The following is a 14,772-nucleotide window of genomic DNA, read 5'->3' as shown; positions in this document are numbered from 1 at the left end:
GGGAACCGTAACCATGGATGCGCTTTCGCGCCGTACGTTGCTCAAAGGGCTGTCCGCGGCAGCCGTCGCCGGTGCGGCCGGATCAGCTCTCGGCTGCTCGGCCAAGACGACGACGGGAACTTCCGGCCGAATCGGAGCGGACATTCTCCCGACGTTCGCCCGGGCCGGGAACGCCGAACCCGCGCTGAAGAGCGCAAATCCGCTCGGCATGAGCGGGTACTTCGAATACCCGCCGAATCCGGTCGCGGCGGTCAGTAAGCCCCCGCTGTCGGGTGGCCAGCTCTCCGCACTCACCTACACCTTCGACCCGGTGGCGCCTGGCAAGTCCGACAATCCGCTGTGGCAGGAGGTCGACAAGCGACTTGGTGGAAAGCTCGACATCACCTACGCGCCGGCGGCTGACTACGCTCAACGGTTCGCGACGACCGTGGCCGGCGGAGATCTGCCCGACCTCGTGTCGATCTACGGCTCGGTGCAGCAGTTGCCCGCGTTGCTGAAGGCAAAGTTCACCGACTTGACCGAGTACTTGTCGGGCGATGCCGTCAAGGACTATCCGAACCTGGCGGGTCTGTCCACCGATTCGTGGCGCAAGACCGTGTACGGCAACGCCCTGTGGGGAGTACCGATCGCCCGGGTACCGATCCCGTCGGTCGCCTGGATCCGCGCAGACCTCGTCGCCGGTACCGGACTGCCCGCGCAGCCCAAGGACATCGGAGAGTTCAAGGCTTTGCTGAAGGGGCTGACCAACGAGCGTAAGTCCCGATGGGCCTGCGGCGATCCGGGCGGCACGCTGACCATGATCGCCGCTTCCCTGGGCATCCCCGGCAGCTGGATCGAGGACGGCGGGAAGTTCACCTCCAACATCGAACTCGAGGCGTACGAGAAGGCGCTGGCCGACACCCGCGAGCTGGCCGACGCCGGCGTCTTCCATCCGGACGGCTTGGTTGCGTCCAACAACCAACGCAACGACTGGTTCACCAACGGGACCACCCCGATCGTCTTCGGCGGGTACGCCGGCTGGAGCAAGTACGAGATGTGGGGAGCCGAGGTGCCGGGCTTCAAGCTCGGGTCTCTTCCGATGTTCGGCTACGACGCGGCGAGCAAGCCCGTACATCCTCGGGGGAGTGCGGCTCAGGCGTTCACCGCTGTCACCCAGGCCGAACCGGACCGGGTCCGCGAGGTGCTCCGGGTACTCGATTGGCTCGCCGCGCCGTTCGGATCTTCCGAGTACCTCCTGCGCACCTTCGGGATCGAGGGGCAGACGTTCAAGTTCGAGGGCAGCGACCCGATCGTGAACTCGCGCGGCCAGAATCTGCGGCTGGTGCCGTTCGGCTACGTCTGTGGACCGACCCAGGTCATCTACGACCCGGGACGGCGCGACGTCGCCCAGGCCCGCTTCGACTACCAGGAAGCCGCGCTGCCGATCCTCGCCGCTGATCCGACCCAGGGCCTGTACTCCGAGACCGATGCGGCCAAGGGCCAGCAGTTGAGCAAGGACCTGACCGATACACGGAACGGCATCCTGGCCGGACGCGCACCCGTATCGAGCTGGAAGGCCGCCGTGACCAAGTGGCGCAACGGCGGAGGCGACAAGATCCGGGCCGAGTATCAACAGGCCTTCTCGCAGGCGGGGCCCAAATGAGCCGTCAGCTGGTGACCCGAGCCGACGAGTTCCTGGCCGGGCGGCCGTATTCCATCATCGACCGTGAGCCGTCGGACTGGACCGGGGACGCCCACAACTACTACTCGGTCGGCAACTACTCCTGGCCGAATCCGGAGACAGCCGACGGTCTGCCGTACATCAGGGTCGACGGCCGGCGGAACCCGGACTCGTTCAGCGATCGCTACGACAAACGGCGGTTCCGGCAAACGGTCGCGGCCGTCAACACCCTGGTGCAAGCCCACGTCCGAACCGGCGAGGCACGCTACGCCGACGCCGCCGTCGAACGTCTCGAACGCTGGTTCCTGGACCCGGCGACAGCGATGCGCCCCAACTTCGCTCACGCTGCCGCGCTGCCCGGTCATCACGACGGCGCGGCGATCGGGCAGATCGAGGCGACGCTCCTGACCGACCTCGTGGATCACGTCGACCTGCTGGTGAGGGCCGGACGATTCACCGAACGTCTCCCGCTCCTGCAGGACTGGTTCGCCGAGTTGACCGTCTGGATGCGGTCGAGCGAACTCGGCCGGCAGGAAGAACTGATGACCAACAACCACGGAGTCTGGTGGGACGCGCAGGTACTGCGCTATCTGCAGTTCGTCGATGATCGGACCGCGCTCACCGAGGTCCTCGATCGGTTCGACATCCGGCTGCGCCAGATCGCTCCCGGCGGCGCGCTCCCGAGAGAACTGGCTCGTCCCGACTCGTTGCTCTACACCACCTACTGCCTGCGAGCTTTCGCCGTCTGCTGTCGGGTTGCAGCTGCTGAAGGCCGCGACCTCTGGAACGCGCCCGCCGAACCAGGCTTCGGCAGTTTGCACGACGCCTTCCAGTTCTGGGCCGAGCACGGCAACGACGACCGCCGATGGATCTGGCCCCGAGTGCTCCCGGACCTCGACCGCACCGCACTGTGGCTCGCCGACGAAGCCGCCACCGTCTATGAGACCCCTGACCTCGCAGCGTTCGCAGAAACCCTGCGAAGGCGAGATCTACCCGCCCCCGAGATCCCGTCAACCGCGGCCATCTCGGCCGCGAACTCCTCTGATGCTGCGGGCGAACGAAGCATTTCCCTCTAAGTAAGGAGTGACACAGATGCAGATCTCGGCCCCTAGTCGACTTACTCGAAAGACGATGGCTCTCGCCGTGGCGGCAACCCTGAGCGCATCAGTGGGTATCGCGGCAGTGACGAACACACAACCTGCCAGCGCGGCAGCAACGGTCCCCAGCTACTCGATGGGTATCGAAGGTGAGACCTTCACGATCGAGAACGCCGCTGCGTGCAGTGCGACGATCGGCGACGGCGGCAACCTCCTGGAGGGCGGACGCTGGTTTCCTGGCAAGTGTCAGGGAGCGGGGCAGGCACCCCAGATCACCGGGACCTCGGATGCGCGGGCGTTGACGTTCCGCACGGACAAGGACTTCAGGTACGAAGGCGCCATCGTTGAGGACCCTGCCAAGAACACCTGGAAGGACGCTGCTGGAAACACCCTCCGGGACCGCTCGGAGCTGGCGACGCCGTGGGACCTGCCGTTCCACACCGACGTGTGGGTCGGGTTCGACGTTCGCATCCCTGCCGGCGTCGATGAGGTGACGGGCAGCGGGGCGTACGTGCTCCAGCTGTGGCAGTGCACCGCGAACCCGATCGGCGGCGTACGCATCCAGTCAGGCGCCGGCAACGGACACAACGTCCAGTTCGTGCGTCGTGGCGAGGAGCCGGGCACGGACTACAACACGTCGATGGCGACCAAGAGCGTCGGGACCGACGAGTGGCATTCCTTCGTCATCAAGTATCGCGTGGAGCCCTACCACGACGGCGCGCCGAAGGGGAGTATCGCGGTGTACCACAAGAGAGTCGGAGCGACCACCGTCGAGGAGAAGCTCTTCGAGCAGGATGAGTACTTCGGCTACGCGACGCGTTCCAGGTGCGCTGATGACTCCTTCAAGAACGAGTTCAGGATCAAGTTCGGCATGTACAAGGACTACCAGCCGGGCGCAACGTTCCGTTCCGACTTCCGGAACGTGAGAATCGGCGCCACCAAGGCAGCAGTGCAGCCCTACAACCGCGGTTGATACGTCTTCGGTGACGTTCAGGCAGCCGTCAGACAACGGCACGATCATGTCCCTTCTTCCCGTTCACCGCGCCATGCCGCCCACAGCGACGTATACAGACCACCCTGTTTCAACAGTTCGGCATGACCTCCGTCGGCCACGATTCGGCCGTCCTGCATGACCAGAACCCGGTCGGCGTCCTCAGCACTGTGCAGTCGGTGCGCAATGGATATCACCGTCCGACCGACCAGAAGTCTGGCGAGAGCGCGCTCGAGGCCTCTGGCGAATCGGGAGTCGAACTGCGACGTCGCTTCATCGAGTACGACGGTGCTCGGATCGGTCAGCACCAAGCGGGCCATGGACAGTTGTTGCTGTTCTGCCGGGTTGAGACCACGGTCTGCCTCGGTGAGCGGTCTATCAAGGCCGAAGGTGTTCACCAGCGGCTTGGCACCGACATCGTCAAGAACGGAGACGAGTTGCTGCTCGCTCGCGTCGGGGGCTGCAATGAGCAGATTGTCGCGGATACTGCCGTCGAAGACGAAGGTGTGCTGCGTGAGCATCGCAAGGTGCCGGTTGACGGCATCACGTGGAAAATCTGGCAGCGGGATGTCATTCAGGCGCACTCGGCCGTGTGTTGGCTTGTCAATTCCGACGATCAGCCGCGCCAGCGTGGATTTGCCGGCGCCAGACGGGCCGACAATCGCGATTCGCTCACCCGGGTTGATCTCCAAGCTGATGTCGTGAAGGACATCGTGTCCAGGGCGATACGCGAAGGAGACTTGACTAAGGGTCAGTCGATGTGGCGTGGCTGGAATCTCGGCCCGAACCGGATCGACGTCATCGTGGAGTGAGTTGAGTCCTAGCAGTCGCGCGAGGGCGGCGCTGCCCACTTGCAGCTTGTCTTGCTGGTAGAGAAACAGGTCGACCTGTGCGCTCAACTGCTGGGCATAGAGCGCCGCGGTGGTGATTGCCGCGATCGACCCGGTGCCGTTCAGGTAGGCAAGCCCACCGAAGAGCAGGATCGCCACGGCTGGCAGAGCGATCGCGATATCGGTCACTGGCAGGAACACCGAGCGCAGCCACAGTGTGTACCACCCGGCGCGGAAGTTCCTGTCCGCGGCCTCCACCATTGCGTCGCGGCGCTGCGTCTCCAGCCCATGGCCGACGACGGTGCGGGCGCCGCGAATGTTCTCGGAGAGCACCTCCGTACTCTCCGCGTACGACGCCTGCTCTGCAAGATAGCCCGTACGAGAACGACGCAGGTACCAGCGTGCGGCGGGGATGAGAAGCGGCAGCGCTACAGCGAGACAAGCCAGGAAGTACCAGCCGAGTAACACCGTTGCGATCAGGATCGCCAGAATGGTCAGCACTGTGGTGATGACGCTTGGAACGGACTGGCTCGCCACCTGGACCAGCGAATTCACGTCACGGGTCGATCGGGTGACCAGGTCGCCGGCCCGCACCGCTTCGATCCGGCCCAGGGAGGTTCCGAGCAGTTCCGTGACGAACTTCTCGCGTAGTTCGGCGGCCACTCGCTCGGCCAAGTTGGTGGTCAGCCGGGTTGCCAACCACAGCAGGACCGCCTGCGCCGCCAGCGCCGCTAGCATCGCTGCCGTCAAAGGCATGATGCGGTCATCGCCGGAGCTCGTCCGCTGCACCAGTTGGCCGACGAGGTAGGGGCTGACCAGGCCTGTAGCAACCGCAGCGGCGTACACCAGGAGAGCAAGCGCCAGTTGAGCGGGATGGGCTGTCAGGAGCGCCAGGCCAGTTCGGCGCACAGCAGTGGGGTCGGCGACCGGGAGGCTACTCACGACAAGGCTCCACTACGCTCGACCAGCAACTGGTAGTCGGTTCGCTCGAGGAGGCCGGCGTGGGTGCCGGTAGCCAACACCTCGCCGTCTCGCAAGAGCACGATGTGATCGGCCTGCGCCAAGTGTGGAGTGCTGTTGGTCAGCAGCACCGTGGTGCACCCTGCGCGGTGGTGGCGCAGCCTGCCGGCTACCTCAACCTCCGTGGTCGCATCGAGGGCGTTGGTCGGCTCGACCAGTACCAGAGTCTGACTGGTGGCGAGCAATGCTCGTGCCAGTCGAATGCGCTGTTGCTCTCCTCCGGAGAAATCCGTGCCACCTGCCGTGACCACATGCGCAAGCCCGTCAGGCAGCGGATCGATCACATCTTGGAGTACTGCGGCGTGCACAGCCCTATCTATGGACGCCTGATCGGCCCGTCCCCAGGGGTCTAGGACGCTGATCAGCGCGCCCGAGAAAAGGTAGTCATCCGCCGGCACCACCAGTACCTGCTGAGGGTTCGGATGCACCCCGCGGATCTTTTCGGCGAGTGTGGCCCAGTCAATCGTGTCAGTAGATGCGATGACGGTGTAGTGGCCGATCGGCGCCGACAGTCCGGACTCAGAGTCAAGCACTGTCGTGGACTGATGTTCAGACCCTTTGGCCTCGACGGATCCAGTGCGGTCGGCGGCGCGCACGGCAAGGTAGGAACTGATCCGGTGAGCGGATTCCTTGGCAGCGGTCCATTGCTGATGGGAGGCGAACACCCAGGGGACTGGCATGGTGAGGAATGTTGCATAGCCATACGCGGCGACGAAGTCTCCGATCGAAATGGTGCCAGACGCGGCGAGAGTGGCAGCAAACCAGACGGTGGCGGTGCTCAGCACGCCCGTGGCGAGGCTTTGGCTGCCGGCCACAACGGTCCCGACTCGCGCCCGCATGGCGGCCGCAGTGCGCACCTGCTGTGACTTTTCCCGGTAGCGGTCGGCAAATCGTTCGGTCGCACCGAGGCCCTTGATCACGCGGATTCCGCTGGTTGCGTCGAGGGCGAGCGCCGTCAGTTCGCCCATGCGCTCCTGCATCGTGCGCTGCGTCTTTGCGTACGGGCGTAGAAAGAAACCATTGACCCGCAACAGAACGACGGCGCCAAGAATCACCAAGAGGAACAGTTGCCACGAAAGTGTCAGCAGAACGACACTGACGACGAGAACCGAGGCCAATCCGCCAATGCCGCGAGTGAGTCCGGCGATCCCACCGCCGATCGGCATCACGTCCCCGATGCCGAGGTTGATCACCTCTCCCGCCGCTCGGCCCTGGGGCCGACCGCCAAGCCGGATCGATTGGTGATTTACCAGAGTCATTGCGCGCAGAGAGGTCTCCAATCGCAGCCGAGTGTCGCTGCGCTGTTGGACCATCCCCAGCAGCGCGCCGAACGCGATGATTGCCGCGAGGGCGAGGCAGCGGAGCGCAAGCCCCGAGGGAGTCCGTCCCGTGCTGGTCAAATAGTCGATGGTCCGGCCAATCAACCAGGGCACGATCGCACTCGCCGTCATCGTCGCGACAGCAGCAAGGACGCCGATGGCCAGCGGACGCCGTACCTGGCGCAACAGGCCGCGCAACAAAGTTGTCTGCTCGATCGAGTCCGTACCGTCGTCCGCCACCCAGGTTGGCAGTTTCGGAGAGCCCGAGTTCATTCACCAGTCCTCACGATCGGTCCAGTTTCCGGCAATTCAGATCTGACGTCTGCTGGGTATCCAGCTCAAATCTCTCATGGCCATAGGCCGCTCGTGTGCTGCTTCGGATTGTTGTGCGGCTCGGGCGAGAACCGCGCCGACCAGCGCCCAAACGTACGGCCGAGCACGGTGAGGCCTTATTGGGGTGGCTGATCGCGGTGTCGTTGGAGGAACTCGATGATGGCTTCGGCCGCGGGTTCGGGTTCTTGTTCAGCGGGGTAATGGCCGGATCGTTCGAGGATGAGGCCGGTGACGTCGGTTGAGAGCGTGCGGAGGCCGTCCGCGACGGCGGAGCCCATCGCGTAGTGTCCTCCGATCGCGAGCACGGGCGCGTGGATCGGATGCTGTTGGAGCTGTTGGACGTCGGCGATGTCGTCGGCTCGGGATCGGTAGTAGCCGAGCCCGGCTTCCAGAGCATCGTCCGTCGTGTAGGCGTCGATGTAGGAGCGGACTGTATCCGGGGCGAGTCCTGGCGGGCCGGCGTTCTGCCGGAGGAAGGTCCCGTAGTAGGCGTCTTCCCGTCCCGGGACGAGCTGCTCGGCGAGGCCGGGTGCGCGGTTGAACGGTCCATGCCAGGACGGGTAGTGCTCAGCGCCTGGTGCGGGGATGTCGACGTCGATCCCAGGCAGGATCTCCTCTTCGATCACGACCGCGTTTACCGCCTGGGGCATTGCAGCGGCGAGGAGAAGTGCGACCGTTCCACCCCAGTCGTGGCCTACCAGCGAGAAGCGCGTAAGTCCGCGCGCGCTGAGATCGTTACCCAGCCAGTGGGCAAGGTCGCTCTTCCTGAAACTAGATGTGTTCTTCGCTGGCCTCCCGAGCCCCGGCAGGGTGACCGGAACGGGCGCGAACCCGCTGCGACGCAGGAGTGGTTGCAGGCTTTGCCAATGCGTCTCGGTGACCGGCCAGCCGTGCAGGAGCACGACAGGCCAACCGTTCGACGAAGGACTCATCGTCCCATCATCCCCACCACGTCGGACTCAAGCGCTCGCCGGGCCTTACGTCACGCTGCGGTCGGGCCGGTCGAGGGACCCTGATGGGGGCTTCAGGCTGTGGCGTTGTTGAGGAGTTGGATGATGGCTCGCTGTTCGAGTTTGGCTGCGTCGGAGCCTGAACCGCCGCGGCCTGTTGTCCAGTGGGCGAGGTCGGCCGGAGTTGAGCCGTGGTCGTTCGCGAGGCGAGGATTCGCCCCCAGGCGCAGGAGTGTCTCGACGGCCGCTGAGCATCGGTTTCGGGCCGCTCGGTGCAAGGGTGTCACGCCGGCCAGCGCGGGAGCGTTCGGGTCGGCTCCTGCTTCGATGAGGTATTCGATGATCGCCTGCTGGCGGAGCGGGTTCCAGTGCGTTGCGCCGGGTCCGCCGCTGACGGCTGCATGCAGAGGTTCGGCGCCCCGGCGGTTGCGGGCGCCGATGTCGGCGCCGCGCGCCACCAGGTCTTCGGCGAGCTCGACGTCGTACGTGAACGCTGCGACGTGCAGCGCCGTGTCGCCTTCGTAGACCTGGGCCTGACACTCGGTCATGAAGCTTTCTTCGCGTCGCGCCAACCGTGCCGTCGCCAACCGGGGTACGGCGTCGAGTGATGCCTTGACGGCCGTGCGGTCACCCGCCGCGATGGCCACCAGCAGCCCGGCGAGGTCCTCGATGGTGGCCACACAGGCACGCTACCTCGGCCGCGCAGGCGCAGGGCGTACCGGCGGTCGGTCCTGCGGTGAAATCCGGTGGTCCCGCATCGCTGGTCCCCTTACCCTTGGATCGAACTGAGCGCCGCCGCGAGGGCAGGCGCTTTGACGAGTGAGGGGAGCCCGGCCGTGCGTTACCGCATCGCTGTGAGTGTTCCCCGGTCTCGGTACGACGTGATCCTGGTGTCTTCGTGTGCCAGGTGCCGGCTGCGCGGTCGGCCCCTGTCCGTGACGAACTGATCGAGCCTGTCCTGCAGGCGGCTGCTTTCTGAGCTGCCGCCGGGGGTATGGCGCATGGCCTGACCACAGGCCAGCTTCGTCCGCGAATCGCGCTGTCCCGATCCGGATCATCGGAAAGGCCATCGGCCCATGCGTACGAACCTTGACCACCGTCAACAGAACCACCCGCTGTCCGGCCTGCGCAACGTCGGCATTCTCGCCCATGTCGATGCAGGCAAGACCACCGTCACCGAACGGATCCTCTATCTCACCGGCACCACTCACAAGCGCGGTGAGGTCCACGACGGCACGACCGTCACCGACTTCGACCCGCAGGAACGCGATCGCGGGATCACGATCTTCGCCGCAGCCGTCAGCTGCGACTGGGACGGGCACTCGATCAACCTGATCGACACCCCGGGCCACGTCGACTTCTCTGACGAGGTGGAGCGCTCGCTGCGGGTGCTCGACGGTGCCGTCGCGCTGTTCGACGCCGTCGCCGGCGTGGAACCGCAGAGCGAGTCGGTCTGGCGCCAGGCCGACCGGCACGGGGTGCCGCGGATCGCGTTCGTCAACAAGATGGACCGTCCCGGCGCCGACCTCGACGCAGCGGTGGCCTCGATCCGCGAGCGGTTGCACGTGACTCCGCTGGTGGTCCAGTTGCCGATGGGAAAGGAGGCAGAGTTCAGTGGAGTGATCGATCTGATCAGGATGCGGGCGTATGTCTGGAACGACGACACCTTTGCGGAGCGTCTGGTTCCCGATGCCCTTCTGGAACAGGCGAAGCGACGGCGTCGGCTGCTCGAGGAGGCTGTCGCCGAGCTCCACCCGGTCGCGCTGGACGAGTTCTATGCGCGGTCAACGGTCTCGGCGGAGACGCTGGCTGCCGCACTGCGGGACCTGACCCGGTCTGGTACCGGCGTGGTGGTGCTGTGCGGGTCGGCGTACCGCAATCGCGGAATCGAGCCGCTGCTGGACGCCGTCGTCGCCTATCTGCCTTCGCCACAGGAAGTGCCCGCGGTGCGCGGCATGTCGGACGGCGCCGTACAGGAGCGGGTCGCCGACCCGAGGGCGCCGTTCGCTGCGCTCGTGTTCAAGGTCAGCTCGACCGCCACCGGGCGGCTGACGTACCTGCGGGTCTATTCGGGAACGATTCGGAAGGGAGACACCGTGATGGACGCGGGCGCGGGACGCACTGAGCGGATCAGCCGGATCCTGCGGGTGCAGGCCGACCAGCACGCGGAGGTCCAGCAGGCGATCGCCGGCGACATCGTCGCGGTCGTCGGACCGAAGTCTGCACGGGGCGGCGCCACCCTGTGCGCGCCGGCAGCACTGCTGGTCCTCGAACCGCCGGCCGTGGCCGCCCCGGTCGTTTCCGTGGCAGTCGAGGCCCGCAAGAGCGTCGACTCCGACCGGCTCATGTCGGCACTGACGCGGCTGGTCGAGGAGGACCCCTCGCTGACGGTCCGGACCGATTCCGAGACCGGTCAGACGCTGCTGTCGGGAATGGGCGAGCTGCACCTCGAGGTCGCGGTGGAGAAGATACGTCGCGCTCACGGGCTGGAGGTCGGAGTCGGCCGGCCGCAGGTGACCTACCGCGAAACAGTCGCGCGCGGGGTGTCCGGGTTTGTGTACCGGCACGTCAAGCAGGACGGCGGGGCAGGTCAGTTCGCCCGGATCACTCTCGACGTGGAACCGCTGGAGGTAGCTGATGACGACAGCACGGAGAACTTCGCGTTCCGGTCGGTCGTCGTCGGTGGACGGGTGCCGCAGGAGTATGTCCGCGCAGTCGAGGCAGGCTGCCGGGATGCTCTGGCTGAGGGGCCCGTCGGCGGGCACCCGGTGACCGGGGTGCGTGTCACGCTGACGGATGGGGCCACCCATTCGAACGACTCCTCGGAGATGGCGTTCCGTACGGCTGGCCGGCTGGGGCTCCGGGAAGCGCTGCGCGCCAGTGCGATGGTGCTCCTGGAACCGGTCGCCGAGGTCACCGCGACCGTGCCTGAGGATGCCATGGGCGGCGTGCTCGGCGACCTGGCGGCACGGCGTGGCCGGATTTCGGGTACGACGTCGCGACCGGGAACGATGGTGATCGTCGCCACCGTCCCGCTGGCCGAGTTGTTCGGTTATGCAACGCAGTTGCGCAGCCGTACCCAGGGCCGGGGAACCTTCACCACCCGAACCACCGGCTACGTCCCGGCACCAGGCGCGAGATCTGAGGAAACTCCGCCCCGGTAGAACCAAGCAGAGCCCTCACAGGTCCGTCCGCGGGCAGACCTGTGAGGGCTCAGCCCGGAGAGCCGGTGCATCTGATGCTCGTTGGGTCATGGGTGGCGGATGTAGTACTCGGTGAACTCGCGGCAGCGCCCTTCGCCGTCGAAGCGGATGATGAAGCAGTTCTCGTAGGCACGGACGATGGGGCCGCCAGGCACTTCGCGGTAGCGCGATGTGCCGGTGGCCACCACGGTGTCACCGTCGACCGCGACCGGCGAGTATTCGGCTTCGTAGGTGCCGGGTGTGTCGCGGGTGGAGGCGTCGTCCGACGCGCTCTGTCCTAGCCAGGATGCGACGACGGCGTCCCGACCGACGATCGGCTCGTCGTACGGGTGGTAGCGGTACGTGATGTTCTCGCTGAACAGGCCTGCAATGTCGCCCGGATCGTAGGACATCCACGCCCCGACGTACCGGTCGAGCCAATCTCGAGCCGTCGACTGATCCATTGGCTCACCTTAGTCCGCGATCCCCTTCCGGAGAACGCAATGCAGTCAACCAGCCTTGCGGTGATCCGGGGGAGCCGCCGCGGGCCGGGGAATCGCGACTCGGCGTCATCGCGACGCAGCGTGAGGATTCGCTGGGATCCCATCATCGGCCGACCGCCAGGTGGGTGTTATAACGGGTTCGTCGGCGGTTGGGGCTGGGTACGGGGATCAGGATGCTTATTGCTGAGCGGTACAGATTGGGCCCCTCTGTTGGTCGGGGCGGCATGGGGGAGGTGTTCCGTGCCACGGATGAACTGCTGGGGCGGGTTGTCGCGGTCAAGTTGCTGCTGCCGTCCGATCAGGACGCCAGAGCGGGCGAACGATTTCAGCGGGAGGCGCGAGCTGCCGCGAGGTTGAGCGACCCGCATGTGGTCTCGGTGTACGACTTCGGTCGTCACGACGAAGGCTTCTTCTTGGTGATGGAGTTGGTCGAAGGCCGCACCGTCGCCGCGGAGCTCGCTCAGCAGGGACCGCTGCCGAAGGACCGCGCGATCGACATCGTCGAACAGGCGGCCGCGGGCCTGGCCGCGGCGCACCTGGAGGACGTCGTCCATCGTGACGTGAAACCGGGCAACCTGCTGCTGACGGCCGACGGGATCGTGAAGGTCGCGGATTTCGGCATCGCTCACCTTCCAGGAGAAGGGGCGAGCACGCTCACGGCGACGGGCCAGATTGTCGGCAGCACGCACTACCTCGCCCCCGAGCGGGCGAGGGGTGAGCAGGCGGGGAAGGCAGCCGATGTGTACGCGCTGGGTTGCGTGCTCTATCAACTGGTTGCCGGCCAGCCTCCGTTCAGGGCGGAACACCCGGCGGCGATTCTCTACCAGCACGTCGACACCGCTCCGACGCCGCCGAGTTCGGCCCGCCCCGAGCTGGCCGGATCGTTCGAGAATGTTCTGCTGCGGATGCTCGCGAAGGATGCCGCTGACCGTCCGTCCGCAGCCGAGATCGCGGGCGGCGCCTTGCGTGCGCAGTTGCCGGCAGGTGATCGCAGCCTTGCCCTGTCCGTCCCGGAAGTTGTGGCCGCGCCGGAAGTTGTGACAGCGAACGACCCAGTCGTCACCGCCCCGACCCGAACACGAAGAAGGACACTTCTCGTCGGGGGGATCGCCGTCCTCGCGACAGGAGCGGCCGTGCTGGCCGGCGTCCTACTCAACGGCAACGACACCAGGTTGCCCCCGACGACCGAGGTCGGTCCTCAAAGCAGCCCCAGTACGCCGACGTCGAACGCCACCACGACGAGAACGGCATCGACCGCCGGTGCGAACCAGCCGAACAGCACGAAGGTCACCTCGGCTCGCCCATCGCAAGGCACCTCTGAACAGGGAACGCCGAGCACTCCTTCGCCCAGCACGTCGGTCACCGATACATCGTCGCCGGGCACGGAGTCGCCGAGCGTGCCCACCCGGAGCAGCGCCACGCCGAGCGCTTCCACCCGAGGAACGCCTTCGACCGGAGACTCCCCGTCAAGCACGCCGACCAGCAGCACTCCCACGACGAGTACCCCGCCGCCTGACACCTCGTCGCCCAGCCCCCAGCGCACCGAAACCCCGCCGGCAGCCGACTAGCCACAGACCGCGTCGACGCGGTCCCCCCACGACGAGGTACGACGTTCTGTAGCTCCTGACTCGCGGGATCTGTCCAAAGGAGTCAGTCCAGCAGTCTTTGCAGGCGCAGGCGGATCGCGCTCTCGTCGCCTTCGACATCGACCAGCTTGTCGCGGCTGGTGGCACCCCGTACCAGTGTGACGGCCGAGCGTCGCACGCCGAGTGCGGCCGCGACAGCCTCCAGCACAGCCTTCGTCGCCTGGCCCTCCACCGCACGAGCTGCCACCGCGACCACCAGTGCCGGCCCGGCCGGCCCGTCGTACCGACCACCAACCGCGGTCCGGGAGGCACCCGGTCTGACACGAAGCAGGATCCTCATCCCCGAATTCTCGCCCGCGCGACACCCCGAACAGACATAGGCCAGCAGACGACCGTCAGAAGATGTAGAGGCCGGTGGCGGCGGTTGGGAGCATGCCGAGGAGGAGCCAGGGGGAGAGCGGGTTGCGGCGGAAGATGGCGAGGATGCCTGCGGCGGTGAGGGCGCCGATCACCCCGGACATCAGCCACAGACCGATGCCGCGGCCGAAGTCGGTGGCCGCGACGCCGATGCTGTAGACGGCCAGCGTGACTGCGGGAACGGTGCCGACGTGGAAGAGAACCGCGGAGACAACCCAGCGCTGGACGGTCTCGATGTTCATCGGGCGAGGAGTACGTCGGCGTCGTAGTGGGCGGCGTTCCGTGGCCTGCTCCATCATCACTCCAATAGTTAGTGTACTAACTATTAGTCTACATACGGTTGGTACGCTCGTGGCATGGCAGCGACGAAGATCACGCCGGTCGACAACCCGCTGGCGCTGGAACACCAGGTTTGCTTCGCCTTGGCGGTGGCCGCGCGGACAGTCATCGCGCTGTACCGCCCGGTTCTCGAGCCGATGGGCCTGACGCATCCGCAGTACCTGGTGATGTTGGCGCTGTGGGAGTTCGAGCCGGTCTCAGTGAAGGACCTGTCCGGAATGCTTCAGCTCGAGCCGGCGACGCTTTCGCCGTTGCTCAAGCGCCTCGAAGCCTCCGGTCTCCTGCGTCGCGACCGCTCAGCCTCGGACGAGCGGTCGCTGGCTGTCGTTCTGACCGAAGAGGGTCGGGCGCTTCGTGACCAGGCTTTGGAGGTACCGCCAGCCGTCGTCGAACGCCTCGGCATGGATGTCGACGAGCTGATGGACCTGCACGACCGGCTGACCAGGGTCATCGCCGCAGCCACGGATGGCCGAACCTCCGGCAAGCCCTCACCGGCAACCACCACTTGAGCGATACCACCGTCCCGCGGATGTGTTGTGAACCGG

General features: G+C 66.1%; 13 protein-coding genes. 6 read left to right on the top strand and 7 right to left on the bottom strand.

Going from position 1 to position 14,772, the window contains the following annotated elements; genetic code table 11:
- Positions 1 to 13: 13 nt before the first annotated feature.
- From OHB24_RS35390 to OHB24_RS35380, 3 genes are read left to right on the top strand one after another with little or no spacing between them, the layout of a single operon-like run.
- Positions 14 to 1,642: an extracellular solute-binding protein gene (locus OHB24_RS35390; RefSeq protein WP_327635258.1), complete on the top strand. Its 1,629-nt coding sequence runs from the start codon at positions 14 to 16 to the stop codon at positions 1,640 to 1,642.
- A complete protein-coding gene (locus OHB24_RS35385) occupies positions 1,639 to 2,736 on the top strand; it encodes an alginate lyase family protein (protein WP_327635257.1) in 1,098 nt (365 codons plus the stop codon). The genes OHB24_RS35390 and OHB24_RS35385 overlap by 4 nt, the downstream gene beginning before the upstream one ends.
- Positions 2,737 to 2,791: 55 nt before the next feature.
- The gene (locus OHB24_RS35380) at positions 2,792 to 3,730 is read left to right on the top strand and encodes a hypothetical protein (RefSeq protein ID WP_327635256.1); all 939 of its coding nucleotides are present in this window, start codon (positions 2,792 to 2,794) and stop codon (positions 3,728 to 3,730) included.
- Positions 3,731 to 3,774: 44 nt separating this feature from the next.
- On the opposite strand, the gene OHB24_RS35375 is transcribed toward OHB24_RS35380, so the two are convergent.
- The 4 genes from OHB24_RS35375 to OHB24_RS35360 form a co-directional block, all read right to left on the bottom strand.
- A complete protein-coding gene (locus tag OHB24_RS35375; protein WP_327635255.1) occupies positions 3,775 to 5,520 on the bottom strand; it encodes an ABC transporter ATP-binding protein in 1,746 nt (581 codons plus the stop codon).
- Positions 5,517 to 7,190, bottom strand: a complete 1,674-nt coding sequence (locus tag OHB24_RS35370) for an ABC transporter ATP-binding protein (protein WP_327635254.1) — start codon at positions 7,188 to 7,190, stop codon at positions 5,517 to 5,519. Before OHB24_RS35370 ends, OHB24_RS35375 begins: the two co-directional genes overlap by 4 nt.
- A gap of 176 nt (positions 7,191 to 7,366) precedes the next feature.
- Positions 7,367 to 8,182: an alpha/beta fold hydrolase gene (locus OHB24_RS35365; RefSeq protein WP_327635253.1), complete on the bottom strand. Its 816-nt coding sequence runs from the start codon at positions 8,180 to 8,182 to the stop codon at positions 7,367 to 7,369.
- Between the two features lie 92 nt (positions 8,183 to 8,274).
- Positions 8,275 to 8,880, bottom strand: a complete 606-nt coding sequence (locus tag OHB24_RS35360; RefSeq protein WP_327635252.1) for an ankyrin repeat domain-containing protein — start codon at positions 8,878 to 8,880, stop codon at positions 8,275 to 8,277.
- 396 nt (positions 8,881 to 9,276) lie between these two features.
- On the opposite strand from OHB24_RS35360, the gene fusA reads away from it, so the two are divergent.
- The gene (fusA, locus tag OHB24_RS35355) at positions 9,277 to 11,364 is read left to right on the top strand and encodes an elongation factor G (protein ID WP_327635251.1); all 2,088 of its coding nucleotides are present in this window, start codon (positions 9,277 to 9,279) and stop codon (positions 11,362 to 11,364) included.
- A gap of 86 nt (positions 11,365 to 11,450) precedes the next feature.
- On the opposite strand, the gene OHB24_RS35350 is transcribed toward fusA, so the two are convergent.
- Positions 11,451 to 11,846, bottom strand: coding sequence for a nuclear transport factor 2 family protein (locus OHB24_RS35350; RefSeq protein WP_327635250.1), 396 nt, complete (start codon positions 11,844 to 11,846; stop codon positions 11,451 to 11,453).
- 212 nt (positions 11,847 to 12,058) lie between these two features.
- Here OHB24_RS35350 and OHB24_RS35345 point away from each other — a divergent pair, with 212 nt between their 5' ends.
- On the top strand, positions 12,059 to 13,453 hold the full coding sequence (locus tag OHB24_RS35345; RefSeq protein WP_327635249.1) for a serine/threonine-protein kinase: 1,395 nt from the start codon (positions 12,059 to 12,061) through the stop codon (positions 13,451 to 13,453).
- A gap of 82 nt (positions 13,454 to 13,535) precedes the next feature.
- On the opposite strand, the gene OHB24_RS35340 is transcribed toward OHB24_RS35345, so the two are convergent.
- Both OHB24_RS35340 and OHB24_RS35335 read right to left on the bottom strand, forming a co-directional pair.
- Positions 13,536 to 13,811 carry a DUF167 domain-containing protein gene (locus tag OHB24_RS35340; protein WP_327635248.1) on the bottom strand — a complete coding sequence of 92 codons (276 nt, stop codon included), beginning with the start codon at positions 13,809 to 13,811 and terminating at the stop codon, positions 13,536 to 13,538.
- Positions 13,812 to 13,866: 55 nt separating this feature from the next.
- Positions 13,867 to 14,184, bottom strand: a complete 318-nt coding sequence (locus tag OHB24_RS35335) for a hypothetical protein (RefSeq protein WP_327635247.1) — start codon at positions 14,182 to 14,184, stop codon at positions 13,867 to 13,869.
- 60 nt (positions 14,185 to 14,244) lie between these two features.
- On the opposite strand from OHB24_RS35335, the gene OHB24_RS35330 reads away from it, so the two are divergent.
- Positions 14,245 to 14,736 carry a MarR family winged helix-turn-helix transcriptional regulator gene (locus OHB24_RS35330; RefSeq protein ID WP_327635246.1) on the top strand — a complete coding sequence of 164 codons (492 nt, stop codon included), beginning with the start codon at positions 14,245 to 14,247 and terminating at the stop codon, positions 14,734 to 14,736.
- Positions 14,737 to 14,772 lie beyond the last annotated feature (36 nt).

Origin of the sequence: Kribbella sp. NBC_00482, assembly GCF_036013725.1 — a bacterium.
Lineage (GTDB): Bacteria > Actinomycetota > Actinomycetes > Propionibacteriales > Kribbellaceae > Kribbella.
Note: the sequence above shows the minus strand (reverse complement) of the source record. Positions and strands in the feature narration are given on the sequence as shown.